The organism is Halomonas elongata (genome assembly GCF_029081005.1).
Taxonomy (GTDB): domain Bacteria; phylum Pseudomonadota; class Gammaproteobacteria; order Pseudomonadales; family Halomonadaceae; genus Halomonas; species Halomonas elongata_B.
Genome location: NZ_JAJQTQ010000106.1, coordinates 1 through 410, shown reverse-complemented (window position 1 = coordinate 410; position 410 = coordinate 1). Strand labels below are relative to the sequence as shown.

Sequence of the window (410 nt, the reverse complement as noted above, 5' to 3'; positions counted from 1 at the left end):
TGATACCCCGCATAAGCGCTTTTTCAAACGCCTGATTATCGGCGGCTGCCTGTTTGCCGGATGCAGTCTGGTGGTGCAGTTGCTGCTTGCCCAGGCGATACCCCTGCCGTTTATTATCAGCGGCCGGGCGCTCGTTCTCGGCGTTACCGCGGAGATCAGTTCGCTGCACGCGCGGCTGCTGCCCGCGTCGCTGATCGCCGCCATCTTTACCCTGAGCCTGGCGGGCAATATGCCCATCTGGGAGCCGCTGCTGATCTACGCCTTCGGCACGCTGTGGTACGGCGTGTTTAACTGGTTCTGGTTCTGGCTGTGGCGCGAACAGCCGCTACGGGAGTCGCTTAGCCTGCTTTACCGGGAGCTGGCGGACTACTGTGAAGCCAAATACAGCCTGCTGACCCAGCATACCGATC

Annotated in this window: 1 protein-coding gene; it reads left to right on the top strand. The window is 61.0% G+C overall.

The features are described 5' to 3' along the window. Window positions 1-410 (top strand): FUSC family membrane protein (locus LU493_RS19645; protein WP_275289486.1); only part of this gene is annotated, 410 nt, incomplete at both ends.